The organism is Aquiflexum lacus (assembly GCF_015476655.1).
Taxonomy (GTDB): Bacteria; Bacteroidota; Bacteroidia; order Cytophagales; family Cyclobacteriaceae; genus Aquiflexum; species Aquiflexum lacus.
The window spans coordinates 199,258-220,867 of record NZ_JABFHF010000001.1 but is presented as its reverse complement, the minus strand read 5'-3'; the positions used below and the strand labels follow the sequence as shown (position 1 = coordinate 220,867).

Below are 21,610 nucleotides of genomic sequence, written 5' to 3'. Positions count from 1 at the left end.
AGCTTGGCACGTTAAATCAATATGCATTTAAAAAATATTCTTTTTTTAGTTTTGATGACAGCTTCTCTCAATGCTTTTTCTCAAAAGGAAAATAAAGCTGAATTGTCAGATCCGGATTCAACCGGGGTGATGCCTGACAATTTATTACCTACCACCGCCCCTATCCTTCTTTTTGACGATTACTCAAAATCCGACAAGAAGAAAGAAGAAAAGAAAAAAACCAAAAAAAATATCTATTACGGAGAAAAAACCAAAAAAGGATATACCAAACAGACCGTAAGGGATCAGACTCAATACCAAATCTTCAATTTCACTACACAGAACAGAGAATTTGATCCTTACATCAGAGATATTCATTGGTTTGATACCAGAGACAAAGTGATCAGGTCAAAAGAATTTGATCCATCAAGAGGCTATTTACTGCATGGCCCTTACTCAAGGGAAGTGGGTGATGTTGTAGTCGAAAAAGGCAATTTCTTTTTTGGAACCAAACACGGAACATGGCTCACATTTGATACTAAAACAGTATTGTTGGACAAGTTGCATTACTCCGAAGGATGGCCGAAGGATTCAAAAGTAACCTACTATAACCGTGAACAAAGGAAAATTGAAAAGCTTACACCTGTTGAATATGACCTGATGGAAGGTAATTTTTTTCATTTCCATGAAAATGGTCAAATAGCAGTGACAGGAGAATATCATTTTGGAGAAAAGATAGGTCTTTGGACAGAATACTGGAATACCAAAAACAACAAAATCATCCGAAAAAGAGAGGTCCAGTATCAGGAAAACCCATTTACCAATAATTTCAGACCTTTTATCAGGGCAGAATGGGATCAGGAAGGTAATCTTATTTACAGAAAAGAAGGAATTGCAGCAAATTAGAATTCAAAAGCAATATATCACAAAGCCTATAATTTTTGTAGGTATATATTTTTTATCGTAAATTACTCCTTATATTTGTTGTGCTAATTATTGGTATGACACAAGAACAATTCAGCAAATATTCATTCCTCTTGGATCGGACGGCGAGACGAGTCAAACAATATGCCCAACAAAAATTCAAATTGGGAGAATTTGACATTACTGTCGACCAATGGCTTGTCATGAAAAATCTTTCAGAAAATGAACTTTTAAGTCAAGCTGAATTGGCCCAATTGGTATTCAAGGATCAGCCAACATTGACGAGGATAGTAGATCTCTTAGCAAAAAAAGGCTATGTTGAACGGATGCCACATCCTCTGGATAGAAGAAGCTTTCAATTGATACTTACAGATCAGGGTCAGCGTAAAGTCAATGAATTGAAACCACAAATAGCTTCAATCCGGGAAAAGGCATGGGAAAACCTCGGTAAATCCGATTTTGAGGAATTTAAAAGAATTTTGAATACTATTTATCAAAACCTAGAATAGTTTTGGGCTAGAACAGAAAAAATACTTGTTATACTAACTATATTTGTACGAACATTTAAACCGGGTATTGGTTAAACAATAAATATTTATATCATGATCACTACGGACATTTGTATCATTGGAGCAGGACCTGTTGGCTTGTTTGCTGTTTTTGAAGCTGGATTGTTGAAGATGCGTTGCCATCTGATCGATTATCTGCCTCAGGTAGGCGGACAATTATCGGAAATATATCCTCAAAAACCCATCTATGACATTCCTGGCTATCCTGAAATCAAAGCTCAGGATCTTGTAGATAATCTAATGGATCAGATCAAACCTTTCAAACCAACTTTTACTTTGGGAGAAAGGGTTGACCACTTGGCCAAACAGGAGGACGGATCCTTTATGGTTACTACAAACGATAAAACAAAGGTACATGCCCAAGTAATTGTGATTGCAGGTGGATTGGGAGTTTTTGAACCCAGAAAACCCGCCCTCGAAAATCTTGACCATTTTGAAGGTAATGGCGTTACCTATATGGTTAAAAATCCTGAAACTTTCAGAAACAAAAAAGTCATGTTGGCTGGCGGAGGTGATTCTGCACTGGATTGGGCAATCTACCTCTCCAATGTAGCCGAAAGGGTAACCTTGGTCCACAGAAATGAAACATTTAGAGGTGCACCTGATTCTGCTGCAAAGGTTTATGATTTGGCCAATAATGGAAAAATTGACCTCATTCTATCAGCCAATCTTAAAGAACTCGGTGGAAATGGTAAATTAAAAAGTGTCAAATTGGAAGGTAAAAGTAAAGAGGAAATCACCATTGACACAGATTATCTTATTCCTTTATTTGGTCTAAGTCCCAAATTGGGTCCAATTGCTGATTGGGGTTTGAACATTGACCGGAATGCTATCGAAGTGGATACACGTGACTATTCTACCGGTGTAGACCGCATATTTGCAATTGGAGATATCAATACATACCCTGGAAAATTAAAATTGATACTTTGTGGATTTCATGAAGCTGCCATAATGATGCATGCTGCCTTCAAATATGTTTACCCTGATCAGAAATTAAGTTTTAAATATACAACAGTTAACGGTGTTAATTCATTTTAATACTATTTTTGAGACATGGTAAAATTCACTGTAGAGGATCACGAAGGCATCCGTCAGGAAATTGAAGCTCCTGATGATATGGGCCTTAGCTTGATGGAAATTTTAAAGGCATCCGAATATCCCGTGTTGGCAACATGCGGCGGTATGGCATTATGTGCAACTTGTCACGTAGAGATTTTAGAAGGACAAGATGAATTGGGAGAAGCTACTGATGCAGAATTGGATCAACTGGAAAATCTTCCGGAATACTTTCCTACCAGTAGATTGGCTTGTCAAGTAAGGATTAGTCCATTATTGGAAGGGTCCATTGTAAAACTCAGAGGAGAGGATAATTAATTTTAAAATATATTTTTCCGCGGGAGAAAAAAGAGGCTATGCCACTTCTATCTTTCGCGGTCTTTTTATTCTTTTTGAAATAATACCATCCTCAGTTTATTCAATATTCTTCAAAGACTGACTCCTGCCATATATAGTATAATCAGGAAGTAATCGACTATTTGAATCTTCCTATCCGAAAAAACCTATTCGAATCAGAGAACGATACCAACAGAAAGTTCCACCTGCACCTCTTGACCAACAATAGCTTGAATTTCTTTTTTTACTGCGTTAAGTTCTTCAAAATCAAGAGGCTTTTCCGAAACTATGGTAATAGATATTCGCATTGGCTGCATTTGGATTACATTCACATCCCGCAACTTTCCTTGAGGTATTTCAATTCCGCTTAATCTCTGTATGATTTTACTTTCCTTTACCATTTTGGAAAAACCAAACCCCAAAGGTGCACTGATCAAGGCCACAAAAAACAAAGAAATTAATAAGCCCTTTTTTGCCAACCTGAATGGACTGAATCCCAGAAACAAAAACGTCAATGCAGCTGCAAGAACCATACCCGCCAAATTTGTGGCCAATAAAAGCAGGGCACCAAAAAACACCGACCAATCTCCCCATCCCAAACCTATTCCTGAAACAGAAAGTGGCGGTACTAAAGCTACTGCAATGGCTACACCGGCCAAGGTTTTCGCAACTTCTTTCTTTGAATGCGCATAAGCACCTGCCACTCCCGAGGCGGCTGCCACTCCCAAATCCAAGAGGTTAGGCCTTATTCTGGCGACAATTTCACTATTAGGAGTATTCAGGGGCGTTAGCCATGTAATCAGAACAGCAAAAATATAGCCTACCAAAAGTCCATAACCAATAGTCAGCAAACTTTCTTTGATCAGTCTCTCGTTTTGACGCAAGACGCCCATCGCAAGTGAAATGATAGGTGACATCAAAGGAGCCAATATCATCGCTCCTATAATTACTGGGGAGGAATTTCCAAACAATCCAAAAGTGGCAATGATGGTAGATAATGCCATCAAGACCAAGTAACTTTGACTTACTTGAGAGTTTTCCCTCAAAATGCTGAAAAGCCACTTGAATTCTTCAGTAGTTGCATGATTTGTGAAAGGCAAAAAACGATCTAATAACTCATTTTTCAACTCACCCTTAGGCAAATTCTGTACTTTAAACACCCTGTTTTTTTCCACCTCCTTTTGAGTATCCAGTAGTGTACCCGGGATAATTGCCAAAGCTTTTGGCCTCACTTCCATTTCTATGTCCCTTGCACTCAATAATAGTTCATCGACAGCATAATTGATGGGATTGTCACTTTTTACTACTATCCTGTCAGTCTTAATATGGGCAACATAATCTGGAAGAGAGTTTTTATGTTTTGATTTAAAAACACTGTAAAACCCAAATTTTATGATTTCCCAAATACTTTTTGGAGCTAAGACCAAACAATGCATCATACCATCATTAGGATTAGAATCCTCAATAATTCTTCTTGATAGCATGGAGCTCTTTCCATGCTGAATCACCACCATGCCCAATGCCGCCGTATCAATACCTTGATCCATCTCAGTACCGCTTTTGCTATTCCAGGAAATGCCATAAGGTTGTAACCTTACTTTCCTGAAAGATTTAAAAAAACTTCTGAGTCTGGCAATTATTTTTCTAAAAACACCTTCCTGCAATCCAGAACCATACATCAGACTAAATGTATTGCCAATGATCAGTTTATTGAGCACAGATTTTCCATTTGCTAAGAGGAGATCAACTTCCAAAAGCTCCTCTGAATCTAAAATATTTTTTGCCTCCACTTCAAGTTTGGATGAAACGCCAAATCCCTGCCTAGCCTCTTTCATTTCAGGATGGGGCAAAAACCCGATTTTCCAATGATTTTCAACAATCTCCTCTATAAATTCAGACAGCTGTTCGTCAGAAAGATAACACACCAAAAAATCCTCCTCAGAAAATTTAAATTTTTTATGATCTTTATATTCTACCGACTCCCGCAGTTTTGCCCCCAAAAGAGGGATAATCTTATTATCAACTTCTTTCTTTTTATTTTGATCAAAAATTAAAATTATGGATTTCATCTCAGCGAAATTTTTGAATATACCAATATAACTGATATTTTAAGGATTGCTGGCAGCATTTCATTGAAATCGTTGATGACAAAACCTTTTAAAGTTGGATTCAAAAAAGCCTGGCACAAATCTGAATCCGATAAAATTTATATGATGAATCGTATACGAATTCACCTTTTAAAATCAAATAAGATGGGGTAGGCCAAAACGGGTTTAATCCTCCATTAGTTTTTCAAGTATTTCTTTGGCAGCTTTAGGCAAGACAGTTCCAGGACCGAATACAGCAGCCACCCCTTTTTCAAAGAGATAATCATAATCCTTGGGAGGAATAACCCCCCCTGCAATCACCATAATATCTGCTCTGCCAAGCCTTTTTAATTCATTGATTAAGGCCGGCACCAAGGTTTTATGACCTGCCGCCAAAGAGGATGCACCAACTATATGTACATCGTTTTCAGCTGCCTGCATGGCAACCTCTTCAGGTGTTTGAAATAAAGGTCCTATATCCACATCAAAACCTAAGTCAGCAAATCCTGTGGCTATCACTTTGGCCCCTCTATCATGGCCGTCCTGCCCCATTTTTGCTACCATAATTCTTGGTCTTCTACCCTCTAATGTAGCAAATTTATCGGCCAAGGCTTTCGCCGCCACAAAACTGCTATCATCTTTGGCCTCTCCTGAATAAACACCAGAAATTGAACGCACTGTCGCTTTATGTCTTCCGAATTCTTTTTCCATAGCATCAGAAATTTCACCTAAGGTAGCCCTTTTTCTAGCTGCTTCCACTGCCAATGCCAACAAGTTACCGCTACCGCTTTTGGCTGCATGGGTAATGGCTTCCAAAGCCTTTTCTACATCTTCTTGATTTCTTTCTAATTTGAGTTTTTTCAATCTTTCAATTTGAGATAAACGGACAGAATTATTGTCTACCTCCAAAATTTCAAATTCGCTGATTTCATCAGTCCGATATCTATTGACACCGACAATGACATCTTTTCCGCTATCTATCCTTGCCTGCTTGCGTGCTGCAGCCTCCTCTATTCTCATTTTAGGAATACCTGCTTCAATAGCTTTGGCCATTCCACCAAGTTCCTCCACTTCCCCGATCAAAGCCCAGGCTTTTTTGACCAATTGATCAGTAAGAAATTCCACATAATGGGATCCTCCCCAAGGGTCAACTACCCTATTGATACCTGTTTCTTCCTGAAGGTACAATTGTGTATTTCTGGCTATTCTTGCCGAAAAGTCTGTTGGCAAAGCCATCGCCTCATCAAATGAATTTGTATGTAGCGATTGTGTATGACCCAAGGCAGCAGCCATTGCTTCCACTGCGGTTCTTGCCACATTATTAAAGGCATCTTGTTCGGTCAAAGACCAGCCTGAAGTTTGGCAATGTGTTCTTAATGCCAATGACTTGGGATCTTTTGGATTAAATTGTTTGACGATTTTTGACCATAGCAGACGGCCTGCTCGCATTTTGGCAATTTCCATAAAATGATTCATCCCAATAGCCCAAAAGAAAGAAAGCCTTGGTGCAAAATCATCAACATCCAATCCTGCCGAAATCCCTGTTCTCAAATACTCAAGACCATCAGCTAAAGTGTAAGCAAGTTCCAACTCCGCTGTAGCACCTGCCTCTTGCATGTGATAACCAGAAATTGAAATGGAATTGAACTTGGGCATGCTTTTGGAGCTATATTCAAAAATATCCGCTATGATTCTCATCGATGGCAACGGGGGATATATGTAGGTGTTCCTGACCATGAACTCTTTCAAAATATCATTCTGTATAGTCCCACTCAACTTTTCTGGTTTGACACCTTGCTCCTCAGCAGCAACAATATAGAATGCCATAATGGGAATAACGGCACCATTCATAGTCATTGAAACAGACATTTGATCCAAAGGTATTTCATCAAATAAAATCTTCATATCCAAGACTGAATCAATGGCCACTCCAGCTTTTCCCACATCCCCGACCACCCTTGGATGGTCTGAATCATATCCTCGATGTGTAGCCAAGTCAAATGCCACAGACAAGCCTTTCTGTCCTCCGGCCAGGTTACGCCTGTAAAAAGCATTGGACTCCTCAGCTGTGGAAAATCCTGCATATTGTCTAATGGTCCATGGCCGCAATACATACATGGTACTATACGGGCCTCTTAAATAAGGCGGTAATCCCGCAGAAAAACCCTTATGCTCAATTTCAGAAATTGTTTTTTTATCGAAAACTGATGGAATGGATATTTTTTCTGCACTATCCCAGATGATGGGTTTAGGCGAGGTAACAATGTTTTCTTGTATCCTAGTATTAAGTTGGCTTAAGTCCGGTCTCATGATTTCTGTGTTTGGTTTTGCTCTATCAATTCAGACTCTCTTGTGGATAACAACTGCCATTCCTTTGCTTCAATTTTTTTAATTCCGTCCTCCAAATAATCATTCGGAACGGTAAATTTATTAACTCCGATTTTCACGGTTTCTCCATGAAGTAAATCATGCATTTTTTGATCCCTCATTGCTTTTACTGTGTTTTGGATTGATCCCTTTTGGTAAAGATGCCACCATCCACCAAAGTTCTCGATTTCCATAAGTTTGGAGTGAACTGCGGTAAACATATCACCGATCAAATTTTCCAGATAAAAACTTCCCGCCATAGGGTCTAGCACTTTATCCAGATAGACTTCTTCTTTCAGGATATTTGAAATATTCCGGGCCATTCTTTTAGAAAATGAATCGCTTGGGCCAAAAACAATATCATGAGGTAAAACTTGAAGCGCATTACATCCTCCCAATATTGCCGCCATTGCTTCAGTGGTACTTCTGAGCATATTTGTATGCACATCAAGTTTTGACTTGGTCCAATAGGAAGTGGATGAAAAAATAAAAATATTCTCCATCGGGATAGAGATTTGGTATAGTTTGGCCAATTGGTGGTACAACTTTCTGAAAGTCTTTATTTTGGTCATTTCGATAAAGTAATCAGACCCTACAGCGGTCTTGAGCAAAGTTTTTTCAAATATAAATCCAGCAGAAATACCACTTTGAGTCAAGCCATCTACCAACTCTATAAAGGCCGAAAGACTGTAAGAAAGTTCTTGAACAGGTGAGGCTCCTGTGTTGTGATAGATTGCTGAATCGATAGCAAAAACCTTAAATTGATCCATTTCTTCAGTTTCTCTAAGCAAAGCGGCGGCGACATCAATCACATTATCTTTACTTTCTTTGTTGATAAGGATATTTGCAAAACCATCCCATAACAGCCCTCCCTGTATTTCATGAGGATCAAAATCCGATCTTTTAACCCAATTGAAAAAATGTTGTATAGACGTCAGAGGATCTTTCCCGGGAACAATAAAAATCCGAATATATTGAGGTAATACCTCATCAAGCAATTCGTCCAGATTTTCATCTCCACTCAAAGAAAGTAAGAGTGCATCAGCACCATTTTGTAGCGCCAACAAAATTTCTTTGTTTACTGCTTTTCCATCACCTTCCTCGACTTCAAAAACATTTACCCAATGCCTAGGAGAAAATCCGGGAATGGAAGGATTGGGAACTATCGTTTCAGCTAAATATGGTTCACCTTCCTTATTATCTTCTGCAGTATAAAAAGGGGCTATTTTGAGCCCATCAGCAGTCTTTGTAACCAAGGTATCTTCAAAATCTTTCCCTTTTAAGTCCTTGATAACTTGTTGCATCCATTCTTTCTTGGAAATATTGGGAAACTCCTCAAACAAATTGTCTTTCATATTTGGGTTTAAAGTAGGATAATGCAAGTGATTTGAAATCCTTTGTGTTAAAACGGCACTATGCCTTATGGAAATTACTTATCTTAATCCTTTCAAAAATAAGGTTTCCAACCATCAAAAACCACTGTTTTGAAGCAATTTGAAAGATCAACATGAACAAGACGATTTTATATTTATCACTATGCATAGCCCTTTGCTCTCTTACCAACTGCGCTCCAAGTCTTTATCAAATTTCCAATAGTGAAAATCTATCTGTTACAGAACAGGTAGAAATAGATCCTACCTTGGACAATTATATCCAACCCTATAAGTTTTCCCTTGAATCAGAAATGAATGAAGTCATTGGCCAAACTGAATACCCGATATTAAAAACAGGTGTAGGAGAAACGCCCTTGGGCAACTTAATAGCCGACTTACAAAAGGAATTTGCCGAAGAAGTTCTGGGATATCCAATCGATATTTCCATTATGAATAACGGCGGTATAAGAAATACCTTACCAAAGGGAAATATCACGGTGTCCAATATTTTTGAACTCTCCCCATTTGAAAATTACCTGTATATTCTTGAATTAGAAGGAGAAGATGTCAGGCACTTGGCAGCAGCTGCAATACAAAAAAAAAACCTCGGTATCAGTGGTATGGAATTAGAAAGTTTGGATGGAAAATTAATCACGCTTAAGGTCAATGGGGCTGATATTGATGCGTCCAAAACATACCTCCTTGCCCTGAATGATTATTTGGCCGAAGGCGGAGACGGGATGGAATTTGCCAAGAACCTGCCGAGAAAGGAACAAAGTGGCTACTTGATCAGAGAAATCCTGATCCAACAGATCAGAAAAAAAACTGAAAGAGGAGAAAAAATCAAAGCAGAAATCGAAGGGCGACAAAAAATAAAATGAAATGGAAAGAAGAGACTTTTTAAGAAAAAGTATTTTAACGGGTTCCGCACTTACACTGGGAAGCGGATTATTATCTACGGAATTGATCGCAGGTGGAGATGGCAAACGGATCACGATTTTACACACCAACGACATTCATTCCAGGATTGAACCTTTCCCCAAAGACAGTAGCAGAAACGCCAATCAAGGTGGCCTGACAAGACTTGGTTCATTGGTCAAAAAAATCAGGGAAAAAGAATCTAATATCCTTCTCCTTGATGCCGGAGATGTATTTCAGGGAACCCCATACTTCAATTTTTTTGGAGGAGAACTGGAATACAATTTAATGAACAAAATAGGATTTGATGCCACCACCTTGGGCAACCATGAGTTTGATAATGGCTTAAAGGGAATTTTTGACCAATTACCCAATGCAGAATTCAGCCATTTAATTGCAAATTATGATTTTTCCAAAACCATATTAAACGGTGCATTAAAGCCTTATAAAATTTTCAAAAAAGGCGGTTTAAAAATTGGCGTTTTTGGATTAGGTATTGAATTGAAAGGTTTGGTAGCAGAAAAGAGTTTTGAACAGACCAAGTATTTGGATCCTGTGCCGGTCGCAAAGGAAATGGTAAGGGAACTTCGAAATAAAAATTGCGACTTGGTTATTTGCCTTTCCCACCTTGGATTCACTTACAGATCCGACAAAATCGATGACCTCAAACTTGCCCATCAGGTTGATGAAATTGATCTTATCATTGGAGGCCACACACATTCATTTCTAGACCAACCAGTTTCAGTCAAAAGTTCTCAAGGATATGACACCATTGTCAACCAAGTTGGTACCGCTGCATTGAGGTTGGGAATGTTAGATTATGAGTTTTCAAAAAAAAATAAAATAAAAAATGTCCTTGCCAAAAACATGGCGGTCAAATAGAAAAGTCAAGTCATTTTTGATTTTTTATTTAAATATATTTTCCCCAAATTTGAGCCCCTCGAAAATCCGGGGTGATAAGTCCTAATTTTCTTTCCTAAAGTTATTAAAAGTAATAAATGAGTTCGGAGGCCAATGCAGTTTGGAATGAGTGTTTGCGTGTAATTGAACAGCACGTCAATGAGCAGAGTTTTTCGACTTGGTTTAAGCCCATTAACCCCGTAAGACTGGAGGGAAGCAGTCTGACAATTCAAGTTCCGAGTCAATTTTTTTATGAATGGTTAGAGGATAATTATGTTCAGGTCCTCAAGTTGGCCATTAAGTCAATTTTGGGAGCAAACGGGAAACTTGAATACGCAGTTGTGGTTGACCGGGGAAATTCACAGAATCAACCTTATGTTGTCAGCTTCCCTCAAGGGAATAACACGAATTCTCCAAAAAAGGTACAGAAGGAAAATAATGATAACAAAAGCCCCTTTCATCTTCAATCTCTTGACAATGATATGCTTTTGCAATCCAACCTCAATGCGATTTATACTTTTAATACATATATCGAAGGAGACTGCAACAGGCTGGCCCGTTCGGCAGGATTTGCCGTAGCTACCAAGCCCGGAATCACCTCCTTCAACCCACTGATGGTTTATGGGGGAGTAGGTCTTGGGAAAACCCATCTGGTACAGGCAATCGGTAATGAAATCAAAAATGGCCCTGAGGATAAGTTTGTGTTGTATGTGTCTTCTGAAAAATTCGTGAACCAGTTTATGGACTCCATCAAAGATGGTAACGTTAAGAGTTTCACCAATTTCTACATGCAGGTTGACGTCTTGATCATTGATGACATTCAGTTTTTAGCAGGAAAAGACCGGACGCAAGAGATGTTTTTTCATATTTTCAACCACCTTCATCAAAACAAGAAACAGATCATCATGACCTCAGATTGTCCGCCCAAAGACCTGAAAGGATTGGAGGAAAGGTTGTTGTCAAGATTTAAGTGGGGGCTTACTGCTGATTTGCAGATGCCTGATTTTGAAACAAGGGTTGCGATCATTAAGCGGAAAATGCAATCAGAAGGCATCTATATTCCTGATGACGTCATTGAATACCTAGCCTACACTGTGGACACCAATGTCAGAGAGTTGGAAGGGGTTATGATTTCACTACTTGCCCATGCCTCGCTTAACAGGGTGGAAATAGATTTGGCTTTGGCCAAGGCTATCATGAAAAATATTGTCAAGGATATTGAGACTGAGGTTGGGATTGATTTTATCCAAAAAACAGTTTCCGAGTACTTTAATATAAAAATTGATGATTTAAAAGCCAAAACACGGAAAAAGGAAATAGTGACAGCAAGGCAGGTAGCCATGTATTTTGCAAAGGAATTCACTAACCATTCTTTGAAGTCAATTGGGTACCATTTCGGTGGAAGAGACCACAGTACAGTCATTCATGCTGTACAGACGGTCAATGATTTTATGGAAACAGATACTGCTTTTAGGAATTCAGTCAATGACCTGAAGAAAAAATTTAAAATGCGGTCGTATTGATGGTGATTTAATTGATACGTTCGCTTACTTGTTGTCTACTTTTTTAATGGTAAACTGTCCGATGTAGGATGTCCAGTGACCGATTTTTGATGTCAACTTTTTATACTTTCAAGAATTATTTTGAATTTACAGTTCACTAGAATAATTCCCTATCATCACAATCATTTATTAAGATTTACAACACCCTGCAAATTTTGTTTTGCTATTTTTATTTCTGTTGTGCCCATAACATAGGGGCCTATTTCGTAAGTATTGTAAAATAAAACCAAGGAATCGATTTCATACCCAATGGCAGTGGGCAGAAAAAAATTTTGGTTGCTGTCCAGGAAAAATAGATCGGTTTCAATCAAAGGAAAATCTTTTTCTACCTGATGAATCTCTCTGAATTTGGTTTCAGCCATTTCAAGAAGCATTAGCTTATCTATTATCAATGAGTCATTTTCGATTTCGATATTACGTTGTTTATCAAAATTAAGGTATTGTCTGAAGCTGTTGGGATGGGCACCTCCTGTGAAGGAATAGGTTTCAAAAACGATAGAAATAATTTTTTCATTCTCAAAGCTAACTTTGGCATCAAGGTTAATTACCCATTCCTGAGTTGACTCAAAATCCTCCATGAATCCCATATATGCATCAAGAAAAGTTTGTGAGGCCTCTTGGATGTTTACTCCTCGCGTTTCCTCAAAGGGTTCCAGAAAACTTAACATCTTCCGTTCCATTGAGTTGTTTAGGATAGCTGCAGTTTGGGGCTCACTCAAAAAAACCGGATAATTTAGATTCACCTCCGAGCAATATATTCCATAACATGCTTTTTGATTAAATTCCTCTGTCTTTTTTTCTAGCTTATCTGACTTGGCATTACATGAAAGCATTAAAATCATGACAAAAAAACCAATCACGTTACCACAATTCCCCATATTTAGTTGCTATTAATATTTATTCTCTTTTTGACCTTTATGGATGATGAAATATATTGGATTTGGATTAGGTACGAATTCATCGTCAAAATTCCAACTTCCCTTCATTTGGCAGGCAGGCGTCACGAAAGGCGAATAAATTAGGTAACCTGCACCGTGCAGGAAGATCACTTAATCCCATCTACATAAAATTGGACAAGTGACCTTGCTGTGGCAATGGGAGAAATTGATCCTGTTTTTATTTCAGGAATTGATTCAGCTATCTTTTTTTTAATCTCTGGATTATTATAAAAACCACTTTTCAACAAATAGCCAATATGTTCATAGAGCCAATTTTCATTTTGGTCAGACCTGTTTCTGGCGAAATATCCATTGGCTGCCATTTTCTCCATGTAGTCCTGAATTGTTTTCCAAACTTCATCCAATCCGGTCAATTCAGTGGAAGAGCAAATCTCCACTTTTGGATACCATCCGTTCTCTCTTGCGGCAAAAAGGTGCAATGCATTGGAATATTCGCTTTTTGACCTTTTTGCAGATTCCAAATTATCCCCATCTGCTTTGTTGATTACCATGGCATCACACATTTCAATGATTCCCTTTTTGATGCCCTGAAGTTCATCTCCCGCACCGGATAGCATGAGTAATAGAAAAAAATCTACCATACTTTTTACAGCAATTTCGGATTGCCCTACTCCTACTGTTTCTATCAAAATCACATCAAACCCGGCCGCTTCACAGAGCAGCATCGCTTCTCTTGTTCTGGCACTTACTCCTCCAAGCGTCTCACCTGCTGCACTCGGTCTGATATAGGCCCTCTTATCAGATGCAAGTCCTTCCATTCGCGTTTTATCACCCAAGATACTGCCACGAGATCTCTGACTGCTTGGATCAATGGCCAAAACAGCCACCTTATGACCCTTATCCAATAGTTTTTTTCCAAAACTTTCGATAAAGGTACTTTTCCCCACACCGGGAACACCGGTGACCCCTACCCTGACTGATCTGCCAGCATGGGGAAGAATTTGCTCCATGACCAATTCAGCAAGCCTCTGATCCTCTTCTAAAGTACTTTCAACCAGCGTAATGGTACGGCTGAGAATCACCCTGTCGCTTGCAAGCACCCCTTCCACGTAGGTGTCAATTGGTAGTCTTGTGTTTTTTTTCAATGGATATCTTTAGATAAATCAAAGTGAAACTATATTTCAAAGTTAAAGAAATTATCGAAAGGGATATTTTTTAAAACGTACCTCTCCCATTGCTGTTTTTTCATATTGGGCCACACAATTATCCTGGAAACTACTATCAAAGTATGGCTCTGTAGATCTTAACTTGTCTGGGGTGGCTGATTTGTCCATAAAGAAAAAAACTTTGGTGTTTCCATATTTGGTATGGGGCATGAAATCCCCATATTCTTTCATCTCATTCCAAAGCGTATCCTTTGAATAAACTGCATATAACCTGATTACCGGACCTGTATTGTTCTCATTTCTATATTTGGCCATTTCTATATACTCACCTTCCAGGTCTGAAACACCAGGCTGAGTAAATGTATCAGAAATGATCCAAAAAATGATCAGGCTGATGATGATGATAATTGCATAAAACAGGTACTTCATGGACATCTTATAAGTGTTGTTTAGAATTAATGCCTTAATTTAGGAGAAAAATTTCAAGATGGCTTTCGAATATTTAAAAGCACTTCATATCATTTTTGTAGTAACCTGGTTTGCAGGATTGTTTTACATCGTCAGGCTGTTTATTTATCAGACTGAGGCGCTAGGAAAATCGGCAGAAGAAAAAAGAATTTTAGTACCCCAATTGAACCTGATGGCCAAAAGGCTTTGGTTTGGTATCACATGGCCCTCTGCCATTCTTACATTGATATTTGGTTTTGGGGTGTTGTATTATCGATGGGGATATATGCAATTGGGATTTATGCATGCCAAGTTGGGGTTTGTTTTCCTATTGTATATTTATCACTTTATATGTCAAAGACAATTTACTCAATTGCAAAAAGGAATTGCGAAATGGAGCTCAAATCAATTGAGAATTTGGAACGAAGGCGCCACAGTTTTGTTATTTGCTATAGTATTCCTCATCGTGCTCAAAAGTCTTGTCGATACCTTTTGGGGTATCATTGGCCTTTTAGGACTAAGTGCCGTGTTGATGTTGGGCATTCAGCTGTACAAAAAATCGAGAAATAAATACAAGAAAGATTGACATGAAAAAATCAGCCATAATAATTCTAATTACTTTAATTACCTGCTTAGGCTTTTGGTCTTGTTCATCAAATGAATCAGAATCTGCTGACCGAAAAACATTACCGATTTTAGGAAACTGGCATATCGAGGAATTTGAAATGGAAGGTCAAACCATCAAAGATACGGTGTTTCATGAAATCGGTGATTTTACTTTCATCAATCAGGAAAACAAAGAAATCAGTAAGCAAAACGTAACAGGAAAAGTATATGTGGCGGATTTTTTCTTTACTACTTGCCCCACTATCTGTCCCATTATGAAAACCCAAATGCTGAGGGTTTATGAAGAATTTAAAGATGAACCGGATTTTTTGATTTTAAGCCATACCCTTGACCCGGAGCACGATACAGCTCAATTGTTAAAAGATTATGCTGCTAAAATTGGCGTAGAAAATGATCAAACCTGGCACTTTCTGACAGGGGATCAAGAGAAAATTTTTGAAATTGGGCAGACCAGTTATCTCACAACGGCCATGGAAGATAAAAACGAACCGGGTGGACTGTTACATTCAGGTGCATTTGTATTGGTAGATCAAAAAGGTCATATCAGGGGAGTGTATGATGGGACAAAAGAAGATCAGGTCAACAGATTGATGAAGGATATACCAAAATTATTGGAATAAAAGTTATGCGAATAAACAGGATTGGCCAATCATTACTGTTTTTACTACTTTTGTATTCCTGTCAGGGTAACTCTAGCAATAACAAAGAAAACACACTTGCAAGTATTAAGGATACAAAGGTGCTGCAATATGCGATCGAAGGTAAAATTCTTTACGAAAATTATTGCGCAAATTGCCATCAAAAAGATGGGGTAGGATTGGGGAAATTGATTCCGCCCTTATTTGAATCTGATTATATGCTGGAAGATATCGGGCGGACAGCGAGGATTATCAAATATGGAAAAAATGGTGAAATCATAGTCAATGGGCAGATTTACAATCAAGCAATGCCTGCAAATTCCAAACTAACCAATCTGGAAATAGCTCAGATCATGACTTATATTTACAATATCTGGGGAAGCAAACAAGGGGTGATTGATGCAAATATGGTAGAAAGATATCTCCAAAATTAATTACTCTCTCTCAAGCGCTTCATTGGCCAAGAAGATAGCTTGTTTAATATCCAAGTTCACTTTTTCCACCTTCAGTTTTTGATCCAAAAGGTAAATCTTGACCTCATCAGAGGACATTCCCTCATAATCCGATTTAAATTGCCTCATCCAAACGAACATCCCATCAAAGGCGCTGTCCAATTCTGCTGCCATTTGCTCAAGTTCCTGAATCTGATCCTCATGAGAAGAATCTTCATGAGAAAGTGAAGCAGATTTTTCGAGAACTTTCGTTTTAAGGGATTTAAGATCTCCCATTAATGGCATCACTTCATCGTGAATCTCAATCACCTCCCTTTTCAATATTTCATTGGGATTTTCTTTACCTGAATTGCATCCTATCAACTGTATAGACAAGGAAACTAAAATTAAAAAGCCTAAAGACTTATGCATAGTTTGGGTTTTTTGTCAAAGGAAATATCATTTGACTAAAAAAAGAAATTATTCACCAACTATTTTACAATTTTTGTGATATTTCCAATTAATAATATGAATAATTAATAAAGCTAGAGATGCCACTATGGAAATGACTATCATAAAGGGATTTAAATCATGCAAAAGTATTGCAATCGAAAAAAATAACACCCCTATCCAAAGTGCTATTTTTATACGTTTGGAATGTGTATTTTTAGCCGCATTGTAAACAGCCCAGATTGCGAGAATAACAAAAAAGTAATCCATCCAATGCCAATGTTCATGTACATGATCGTGGTCATCTGAAAATTTAAATATATAACCTAAGGATATCATCACAGGAAATGCCAGACAATGAATCATACACAATAAAGAGGCAGATATACCTAGAATATCTGCTGATTGGGAAGAAAGTTTCTTGATTATTTGCAACATAATTGCAAATATAAACTAAATATTGAAAATTCACATTAAACAAAGTATAATTACATGAAATCTTATTGTTTTGCTAATAACCAAATAATCTCCGCCCAAAAAGCCGTTCTACATCCAATGGATATAGGTCTGATCCGTGGTTATGGGATCTTTGATTTTTTTAGAACGTCCAATTACGTTCCCCTATTTTTGAGTGATTATTTGGATAGATTCATTAGATCTGCTGCAAAAACCCGTTTACCTTTAAAACTTTCGAAAGAGGAATTGGCTGCTGTTATTTTGGAATTGATCAAAAAAAATAATCTAAAATTCGGCGGTATCCGGATGCTTCTTACAGGAGGAGTTTCTGAAAATCATTTTTCTCCAGTTGAAGGTTCTTTGTTTATTTTCTGTGAGGATTTGGATTTTCCTTCCCACGAAAAATATGAAAAAGGAGTTAAACTGTTATCCGTCGAACATGTAAGGGCCATTGCAGATATAAAAACCACCAATTATACTTTACCCGTTTGGCACAGTGGCGACTGGAAAAGTAAAGGGGCTGAAGATGTGATTTACCACCATGAAGAATTGATCTCAGAAAGCTCTCGCTCCAATATATTCATGATCAAAAATGGAGAAATCGCTACGCCTGATTCCCATATTCTCCATGGCATTACCCGAAAGAGGGTTTTGGAAATCAGTGGAAAAGTAAATGTCAGGCCAATTAAATTTGAGGAGATCCTTGCAGCGGATGAGCTTTTCATGACAAGTACTACCAAAAAAATCCTTCCGATCACACAAATAGACAACTTCAAGATCGGAAGCGGAAAACCTGGTTCTGAAACCAAACTCTTGATAGAGAAATTCAAAGAGATGGAAGCAAAAAGCTCCGGTTAACGGAGCCTTTTTCTAATTTGCCAATAATTGGGCATCTGTTAAGATATACATCAATTTTTCAGGATCCTTATCATTGAGAGTCAAGGTCCCCTTTACTTTGACTCTTTTGGAGGTATATTTAATTGGGCTTTTCATCATTACCTCCATGACAGTCTCGGGGCCACCTGAGCCGCAAAAGAAACATTCAGCCAAGGGAAGGGAAGAAAGAATGATATGCTCAGGTTTGAACATGCCTTCAAAAGGAATGATATAGCCATCTGCTTCCACCACTTTACCTTCAAGTTTTTTGATTTTGTCACTGAAAACAGGAATATATAATTCTCCGAATTCATCTTGACCGATTTTGTAGGTCACATCCGACAAATCTCTCCAAACACTCGGTACCGTCTGTGCATAACCTACAGAAATGAATATCATTAATATTAATGTTGAAATAGTGTTCCTCAAAATCATTTGTATCATCAATTAAATGTTAACGCTTTATATTATAAAGAGCAGGCAAATCTAAGCTTTGGTGAGTTGTTTGGCAATGTCAGTTTGATAAGCGTTCCATGCAGGTATAAGAGAGGCAATTATTCCTACAATCACTGCATAGACCAAGATCCAAAGTTCCTCCACCAGAAACACCATAGCAGTCAATCCACTTATAGCTCCTTGTTCATTTTGCATAACGAGCACAGCAAGAAAAAGGTGCCCAATTAAAATTCCTACAATTGCCCCGATAAATGTCAAGATCACTCCTTCCAAAACAATATGTAGAAATAATTGTCCATTGGAAGCTCCCAATGTTCTCATGACTGCTAAATCATATTTCCTTTCTTTGAGGGAATTGAACAAGGCAATGAAAATCCCTAGGCCTGCAATAATGATAATGACCACAGCCAAACCTTGAATCAGTTTTACCCCTACTCCCAACAATTCAAAAAGCCTCGAAATCTCAAAGGAAGGAGAAGCAGCTTGCAAGGCACTTTTACTATTGACAAAGCGTGGTAACTGCACCGCGGCAATCGGATTTCTATATTGCACCAATAATGACGTCACTTCCCTGTCTTCATCCGTTTCGGGAAAACCAGTCTTTGCTACAGGTGTTTCAAATTTTTCATGGTCATGTCCTTCATCATGCGTATACCATACCGACTCAATACTGGTCAATATCAGTTTATCCAACACATTACCCATAGGAGTGAGAATACCGGTAACTTTGTAGGGATGTTCATCATGCTCATGACTGCTGCTACCTATACCATGAGAACCTATAAAAGTATCTCCTACTCCTAATCCCAATTTAGCGGCAGTTTCATTGCCAAGGACGACATCAAAAGGTTTGTCCCAAATAACTCCTGAAACCATCTCCGCATTATAGATATCAAGATAGTCATGGTTGGTGCCTACAATCCTATATCCTTGATAATTATCTCCCATTCCCAAGGGAATGATGTTTTTGACCAAGCGGTTTTTGGAAAGGGCAATGGCATCAGCCATATCAATATTTCCTGTAGGGAAATCAATGTGGTAAACACTTGAAAGTATCAATTGCAAAGGACTACCCTTTGCGCCGACTACCAAGTCAATCCCTTCAGCGTCCTTTGTCATTTTATTTTCAAACTGATCCTGGATTAGGATGAGTACGGTGATGATGGCAAGACCCAAAGCCAACAAAAGGATATTGAGTCCTGTATTCAATGGCTTGGCTATAAGGTATTTCCAACTCAATCTAAGCATGTTCATGATTCGCCTCCTATGGTTATCTGATTGGAAATATGATCTTTGACCCTTTGGTCGTGGGTGACAATGATCAATGCGGCATTGTACTTTACAGCTTGTTGTTGCAGTAATTTGACCACATTTGAAGCATTCTCATCATCCAAACTGGCAGTAGGCTCATCTGCCAATATCACTTTTGGGTTGTTTACAAGCGCCCTTGCTATAGAAACCCTTTGCGCTTCTCCTTCGCTCAATGTATTGACATTGGACTTCCTTTTGTCAAAAATGCCGAGTTCTTTTAGCAAAGGGCTGATCAGGTCACTTTTCTCTCCTGCAAAAAAATTGGCAAGTTTGAGGTTTTCTTCCACATTCAGGGCAGAGAGAATATGGGGCTTTTGAAAAATAATCCCAATATTTTTACCCCTAAATTTATCCAATTGCCCGCCTGTGAGACCATATACAGATGTTCCGTTGATTTTGACATCACCGGAAAGTGGCTTCAAAAGCCCGCCTAGTATATTCAATATGGTAGTTTTGCCGCTCCCGGACTTACCAATAATCAGGAGTTGGTCTCCGGATTTCAGGTTGATATCCGGTATTTCAAATTTTTGATTGCTGTTATAATAGAATTCAATATTACTGGCTTGGAGCATCATCAGATTTTAATTGGTATAGAAACATGGAATGTGGTTCCTTTGCCTTGAGCACTTTCAAAGGATATCTCCCCATTCAGAACTTCGATACTTTTCTTCACAATGGAGAGGCCTAGACCGGAACCTTCGATAATACCTACGTTCTTAGCTCGGAAAAACCTGTCAAACATTTGATCATGTTCTTTTTCAGGAATACCTATTCCTTTATCTTTTATGGTTCCCAGAAGTTTATCATCCTCTACCCATACTGTAAAATCAACCTCCTGTCCGTCTTTGGAATACTTACAGGCATTGGAAAGTAAGTTTTCAAATATCTGGTAAAGCAAGTCTGAATCTGAAGTAATGGTTTTGGGCAGGTTGTTGAACTTTACATTGATTTTCACATCATGTTCCGAACCTGCTTTGACCACATCAATAACCTCGTTTAACATGGCCACCACAAACATCTTTTTAGGCTTGAAATCAATTTTATTGGCATCAGCTTTTCCGAAAAATAACACTGAGGTAAGAAGACTGTTCAGATTCCTCACAGAATTCTCTATCTTCTGTGCATGTTTCATGATTTTGGCTTTGAAAGGGTGTTCCCTTTCAGCATAATTGGCAAGCAACTGTGCTGAACTCAAAATAGAAGTAAGCGGCGTCTTGAATCCGTGGGAAACATTCAGCACAATTCTGGATTTCAGTTCTCCCACTTCTCTTTCCTTTTCCAAAGCTCTCGTCAGTTCTTTGTTGGCATCAGCGAGGTCCTTGGTTCTTTGCTTTACTTTCTCCTCCAGTTCATTATTGAGCTTTTGCAGTTCTTTTTCTTTTCTGTCCTTAAAAATCGCCAATTCAATCACCATGTTGAGTTCACGGATATTGAACGGTTTGATGACGTAGGCACTGGGATTGGTCCCAACTACTTTGGTGAGGGTTTCTGCATCAGAACTGGCACTGAGGTAAACCACTGGAATGTCATATTTTTCATTGATGATTTCGGTGGTCTTGATACCATCCAACTCTCCGGCGAGGTTGATGTCCATCATGACAATATCCGCCTGATTTTCCTCGAGAATTTCCAATGCCCTTTCTCCGGAGTCAGATATTCCTATGATTTGATGGTTGTTTTTTTCAAGTGCTTTTTTGAGCAACAGCGCCGAAACATGGTCGTCTTCTGTTATTAAAATCCGTAGTGGAAACATGTGTGGAATTTATTGAAGGTGCAAATTAC

At 38.4% G+C, this 21,610-nt stretch carries 23 protein-coding genes; 11 read left to right on the top strand and 12 right to left on the bottom strand.

Annotated features, from left to right (window positions below):
* Positions 1–21 precede the first annotated feature (21 nt).
* From HMJ38_RS00940 to HMJ38_RS00925, 4 genes are all read left to right on the top strand, one after another.
* Positions 22–885, top strand: a complete 864-nt coding sequence (locus tag HMJ38_RS00940) for a toxin-antitoxin system YwqK family antitoxin (protein WP_194972497.1) — start codon at positions 22–24, stop codon at positions 883–885.
* A 95-nt stretch (positions 886–980) separates the two neighbouring features.
* Positions 981–1,412 carry a MarR family winged helix-turn-helix transcriptional regulator gene (locus HMJ38_RS00935; RefSeq protein ID WP_194972496.1) on the top strand — a complete coding sequence of 144 codons (432 nt, stop codon included), beginning with the start codon at positions 981–983 and terminating at the stop codon, positions 1,410–1,412.
* 93 nt (positions 1,413–1,505) lie between these two features.
* Positions 1,506–2,510, top strand: coding sequence for an NAD(P)/FAD-dependent oxidoreductase (locus HMJ38_RS00930; RefSeq protein WP_194972495.1), 1,005 nt, complete (start codon positions 1,506–1,508; stop codon positions 2,508–2,510).
* Positions 2,511–2,525: 15 nt separating this feature from the next.
* Positions 2,526–2,846 (top strand): 2Fe-2S iron-sulfur cluster-binding protein, encoded by a 321-nt coding sequence (locus tag HMJ38_RS00925; RefSeq protein WP_194972494.1) that lies wholly within the window; start codon positions 2,526–2,528, stop codon positions 2,844–2,846.
* Between the two features lie 194 nt (positions 2,847–3,040).
* On the opposite strand, the gene HMJ38_RS00920 is transcribed toward HMJ38_RS00925, so the two are convergent.
* The 3 genes from HMJ38_RS00920 to HMJ38_RS00910 all read right to left on the bottom strand — a co-directional run bounded on the left by HMJ38_RS00920 (position 3,041) and on the right by HMJ38_RS00910 (position 8,673).
* Entirely contained in the window at positions 3,041–4,933 is a 1,893-nt protein-coding gene (locus tag HMJ38_RS00920; RefSeq protein ID WP_194972493.1) for a DUF389 domain-containing protein, read from the bottom strand.
* 204 nt (positions 4,934–5,137) lie between these two features.
* A complete protein-coding gene (gene scpA / locus HMJ38_RS00915) occupies positions 5,138–7,261 on the bottom strand; it encodes a methylmalonyl-CoA mutase (protein WP_194972492.1) in 2,124 nt (707 codons plus the stop codon).
* Positions 7,258–8,673, bottom strand: a complete 1,416-nt coding sequence (locus tag HMJ38_RS00910; RefSeq protein WP_194972491.1) for a methylmalonyl-CoA mutase family protein — start codon at positions 8,671–8,673, stop codon at positions 7,258–7,260. Before HMJ38_RS00910 ends, scpA begins: the two co-directional genes overlap by 4 nt.
* Positions 8,674–8,825: 152 nt before the next feature.
* Here HMJ38_RS00910 and HMJ38_RS00905 point away from each other — a divergent pair, with 152 nt between their 5' ends.
* The 3 genes from HMJ38_RS00905 to dnaA all read left to right on the top strand — a co-directional run bounded on the left by HMJ38_RS00905 (position 8,826) and on the right by dnaA (position 12,032).
* A complete protein-coding gene (locus HMJ38_RS00905; RefSeq protein ID WP_194972490.1) occupies positions 8,826–9,572 on the top strand; it encodes a 5'-nucleotidase C-terminal domain-containing protein in 747 nt (248 codons plus the stop codon).
* A 1-nt stretch (position 9,573) separates the two neighbouring features.
* On the top strand, positions 9,574–10,491 hold the full coding sequence (locus tag HMJ38_RS00900) for a bifunctional metallophosphatase/5'-nucleotidase (RefSeq protein ID WP_194972489.1): 918 nt from the start codon (positions 9,574–9,576) through the stop codon (positions 10,489–10,491).
* Between the two features lie 116 nt (positions 10,492–10,607).
* Complete coding sequence (dnaA, locus tag HMJ38_RS00895; RefSeq protein WP_194972488.1) at positions 10,608–12,032, top strand: chromosomal replication initiator protein DnaA; 1,425 nt, start codon at positions 10,608–10,610, stop codon at positions 12,030–12,032.
* 161 nt (positions 12,033–12,193) lie between these two features.
* Here the strand turns inward: dnaA and HMJ38_RS00890 are convergent, their stop codons facing one another.
* The 3 genes from HMJ38_RS00890 to HMJ38_RS00880 form a co-directional block, all read right to left on the bottom strand.
* Positions 12,194–12,904: a DUF3298 and DUF4163 domain-containing protein gene (locus tag HMJ38_RS00890; protein ID WP_228779834.1), complete on the bottom strand. Its 711-nt coding sequence runs from the start codon at positions 12,902–12,904 to the stop codon at positions 12,194–12,196.
* A 212-nt stretch (positions 12,905–13,116) separates the two neighbouring features.
* Positions 13,117–14,115, bottom strand: coding sequence for a methylmalonyl Co-A mutase-associated GTPase MeaB (gene meaB / locus HMJ38_RS00885; protein ID WP_194972486.1), 999 nt, complete (start codon positions 14,113–14,115; stop codon positions 13,117–13,119).
* Between the two features lie 51 nt (positions 14,116–14,166).
* Positions 14,167–14,571 carry a hypothetical protein gene (locus tag HMJ38_RS00880; protein ID WP_194972485.1) on the bottom strand — a complete coding sequence of 135 codons (405 nt, stop codon included), beginning with the start codon at positions 14,569–14,571 and terminating at the stop codon, positions 14,167–14,169.
* 52 nt (positions 14,572–14,623) lie between these two features.
* On the opposite strand from HMJ38_RS00880, the gene HMJ38_RS00875 reads away from it, so the two are divergent.
* From HMJ38_RS00875 to HMJ38_RS00865, 3 genes are read left to right on the top strand one after another with little or no spacing between them, the layout of a single operon-like run.
* The gene (locus HMJ38_RS00875; RefSeq protein WP_194972484.1) at positions 14,624–15,169 is read left to right on the top strand and encodes a CopD family protein; all 546 of its coding nucleotides are present in this window, start codon (positions 14,624–14,626) and stop codon (positions 15,167–15,169) included.
* Between the two features lies 1 nt (position 15,170).
* Positions 15,171–15,830 carry an SCO family protein gene (locus HMJ38_RS00870; protein ID WP_194972483.1) on the top strand — a complete coding sequence of 220 codons (660 nt, stop codon included), beginning with the start codon at positions 15,171–15,173 and terminating at the stop codon, positions 15,828–15,830.
* A 5-nt stretch (positions 15,831–15,835) separates the two neighbouring features.
* Entirely contained in the window at positions 15,836–16,282 is a 447-nt protein-coding gene (locus HMJ38_RS00865) for a c-type cytochrome (protein WP_194972482.1), read from the top strand.
* On the opposite strand, the gene HMJ38_RS00860 is transcribed toward HMJ38_RS00865, so the two are convergent.
* Positions 16,283–16,711, bottom strand: coding sequence for a hypothetical protein (locus tag HMJ38_RS00860; protein WP_228779813.1), 429 nt, complete (start codon positions 16,709–16,711; stop codon positions 16,283–16,285).
* A gap of 48 nt (positions 16,712–16,759) precedes the next feature.
* Positions 16,760–17,167, bottom strand: a complete 408-nt coding sequence (locus tag HMJ38_RS00855; protein WP_194972481.1) for a MerC domain-containing protein — start codon at positions 17,165–17,167, stop codon at positions 16,760–16,762.
* 54 nt (positions 17,168–17,221) lie between these two features.
* On the opposite strand from HMJ38_RS00855, the gene HMJ38_RS00850 reads away from it, so the two are divergent.
* Positions 17,222–18,043, top strand: coding sequence for an aminotransferase class IV (locus tag HMJ38_RS00850; RefSeq protein WP_194972480.1), 822 nt, complete (start codon positions 17,222–17,224; stop codon positions 18,041–18,043).
* A gap of 12 nt (positions 18,044–18,055) precedes the next feature.
* On the opposite strand, the gene HMJ38_RS00845 is transcribed toward HMJ38_RS00850, so the two are convergent.
* The 4 genes from HMJ38_RS00845 to HMJ38_RS00830 form a co-directional block, all read right to left on the bottom strand.
* Positions 18,056–18,460: a hypothetical protein gene (locus tag HMJ38_RS00845; protein WP_228779812.1), complete on the bottom strand. Its 405-nt coding sequence runs from the start codon at positions 18,458–18,460 to the stop codon at positions 18,056–18,058.
* Between the two features lie 87 nt (positions 18,461–18,547).
* Positions 18,548–19,771 (bottom strand): ABC transporter permease, encoded by a 1,224-nt coding sequence (locus tag HMJ38_RS00840; protein WP_194972479.1) that lies wholly within the window; start codon positions 19,769–19,771, stop codon positions 18,548–18,550.
* Positions 19,768–20,400, bottom strand: coding sequence for an ABC transporter ATP-binding protein (locus HMJ38_RS00835; protein WP_194972699.1), 633 nt, complete (start codon positions 20,398–20,400; stop codon positions 19,768–19,770). Before HMJ38_RS00835 ends, HMJ38_RS00840 begins: the two co-directional genes overlap by 4 nt.
* A 2-nt stretch (positions 20,401–20,402) precedes the next feature.
* On the bottom strand, positions 20,403–21,581 hold the full coding sequence (locus tag HMJ38_RS00830; protein WP_194972478.1) for a hybrid sensor histidine kinase/response regulator: 1,179 nt from the start codon (positions 21,579–21,581) through the stop codon (positions 20,403–20,405).
* Between the last annotated feature and the right edge of the window lie 29 nt (positions 21,582–21,610).